Raw genomic sequence first — 1733 nt, forward strand, 5'->3', positions numbered from 1 at the left:
CGCGCCTGGCGCTTTTCTGCCTCGGTCAGCGGCGACTCGTAGTGCCGCAGGTCGAATCCTTTGGTCGGGGTCATGTCATTGCTCCTTCGCGGGTTTTGCCAGGCCGCGCCATGGCGCTTCGATATTGCTTACAGCGACTTCCCATGCGGCAGCCTTCGGGGTGTAGCCGAACACGGTCCACTTCCCTCGACGGTATGCGCAGTACACGCTCACGGAGCCGTAGTCGCGCTGGTACACGCCGTCTCGCACCGGCTTCACGTCAGCCGGAAACCACGGCGTCAGTTCTTGGTCGTTCACAGCCAGCCCCTCACGATGTCGATGACGTTTGCCAGCAGCAGCGCGCCGATGGCGAGCCACGTTGCCGCGCGCAGCCGGCGCAGGTTCTTGGCCTGGCGCTCGCGCATGGCTCTGAAGTCGTGGATGTCGATCACGGCCAGCCTCACGGCAGCACGTTGGCGATCTCGTGCGCGGCGCAAACCACGGCGAAGATGGCCATCACGTAGCAGAGGATCAGGTTGTTGCGGCGCTGGACGGCGCGCAGATCGTCGTCGGACATCACAGGGTCTCCAGGTAGTTGCGGGATTCGACGGCGCCGCGGCAGTGCTCGGTCGTCATTGCTGGCTCCCCAGGGCTTTGGCGATGGCGGACTGGAGCATCTGCGCGACCTCGACACGGGCTTGCGTCGGGGACAGTTCGCCGATGCATTGCATAGCCGCTGCGGCTGCCTCGAACAGTTCCGGCGCGGCGGCGATCAGGCGGCTATTTGCGATTGCGGTCTCGTCGGTGGCCGCGGTACCAAACTGACCGTACACGGCCGCGACTGCGTATTGGTCGGGGCAGGCACTACGCACGAAGGCGTATCCGTCATTGCCGGCCCACGGCCCTGGCGTGAACCTCGCCCCGCTCTTGCCTTGTTGATCCATGTCTGTCTCCAAGCCCGCCAGTGCGGGCGGGTTGCGTTAGAGCGCGTTGCGCGCGTTGCGCCGGACCTCTGCTGCGCGCTCGAGTCTTTCGCGTTTGCGCTCGTGCTCCATTCGATCCCAAGCTTCCATAACGAGGCTCGAGGACGGCAGCGACTCTTCGGGGCGGCGCTGATGCAGCGGAGAAGCTTGGATCTCGCCGGCCGTTGGCACCGGAATTCCATGCTCAGTCATGAACTCGGCGCCTTGCGATTCGATGTAGGCAAGGCAATCGCCATAGGTGCCGACGAAAAGCGGCTGTGCATACGGACGGGCAACGAAACGAGTCTGGCGAGCGCCCCCACCAGTTGATGATCCGCTGACGTACTGATGGTGCGGATGGAGCTTGCGCACCTCGCACTTGTCGCCGGTCGCGCGGATCGTCATGCGGTTGTAGTTCATCGTCTTTCCCCTCGCGTTGTCGTTGTTCAGGCGGCTTGCCAGTGGACATTGCCGCGCCAGTCACTGACCGGACGTAGCGACCGCTCGTATGCCTCGCGGGCATCGCGCTCGAATCGCTCCCAGTGGGTGCCCTCGAGCGAGTCGCGCAGGCTGATCGTCGTACCGGCGATGGCGACGTCGGCCACATAGATCCGAGCGCTCATGCCGTTGCCAACGACGTTGCCGTACACCTCGACGCGCAGGTCGCCGAAGAAGGACGAGCAGAGGTGTTCCAAGTCGTCCGCCACCTCGGGCTGGCCGGGGACTCGGATCGGGGCTTGGGTCAGGGTGGCTGGCATCGCTTGCTCCATCGGTGTAGTGCGTCGATGGAGG

5 protein-coding genes are annotated in these 1733 nt (G+C 64.6%); all 5 read right to left on the reverse strand.

The window, feature by feature from the left end; genetic code table 11:
* Positions 1 to 75 precede the first annotated feature (75 nt).
* Complete coding sequence (locus F7Q96_RS26355) at positions 76 to 297, reverse strand: hypothetical protein (protein ID WP_053824318.1); 222 nt, start codon at positions 295 to 297, stop codon at positions 76 to 78.
* Positions 294 to 431 (reverse strand): hypothetical protein, encoded by a 138-nt coding sequence (locus F7Q96_RS26990; protein WP_170292936.1) that lies wholly within the window; start codon positions 429 to 431, stop codon positions 294 to 296. The genes F7Q96_RS26355 and F7Q96_RS26990 overlap by 4 nt, the downstream gene beginning before the upstream one ends.
* A 180-nt stretch (positions 432 to 611) precedes the next feature.
* Positions 612 to 923 carry a hypothetical protein gene (locus tag F7Q96_RS26360; RefSeq protein WP_053824317.1) on the reverse strand — a complete coding sequence of 104 codons (312 nt, stop codon included), beginning with the start codon at positions 921 to 923 and terminating at the stop codon, positions 612 to 614.
* A 36-nt stretch (positions 924 to 959) separates the two neighbouring features.
* On the reverse strand, positions 960 to 1361 hold the full coding sequence (locus F7Q96_RS26365; protein ID WP_151023629.1) for a hypothetical protein: 402 nt from the start codon (positions 1359 to 1361) through the stop codon (positions 960 to 962).
* A 26-nt stretch (positions 1362 to 1387) separates the two neighbouring features.
* A partial coding sequence (locus F7Q96_RS26370) for a hypothetical protein (RefSeq protein WP_211923530.1) occupies positions 1388 to 1733 on the reverse strand: 346 nt, incomplete at its 5' end.

The organism is Cupriavidus gilardii (assembly GCF_008801915.1).
Taxonomy (GTDB): domain Bacteria; phylum Pseudomonadota; class Gammaproteobacteria; order Burkholderiales; family Burkholderiaceae; genus Cupriavidus; species Cupriavidus gilardii.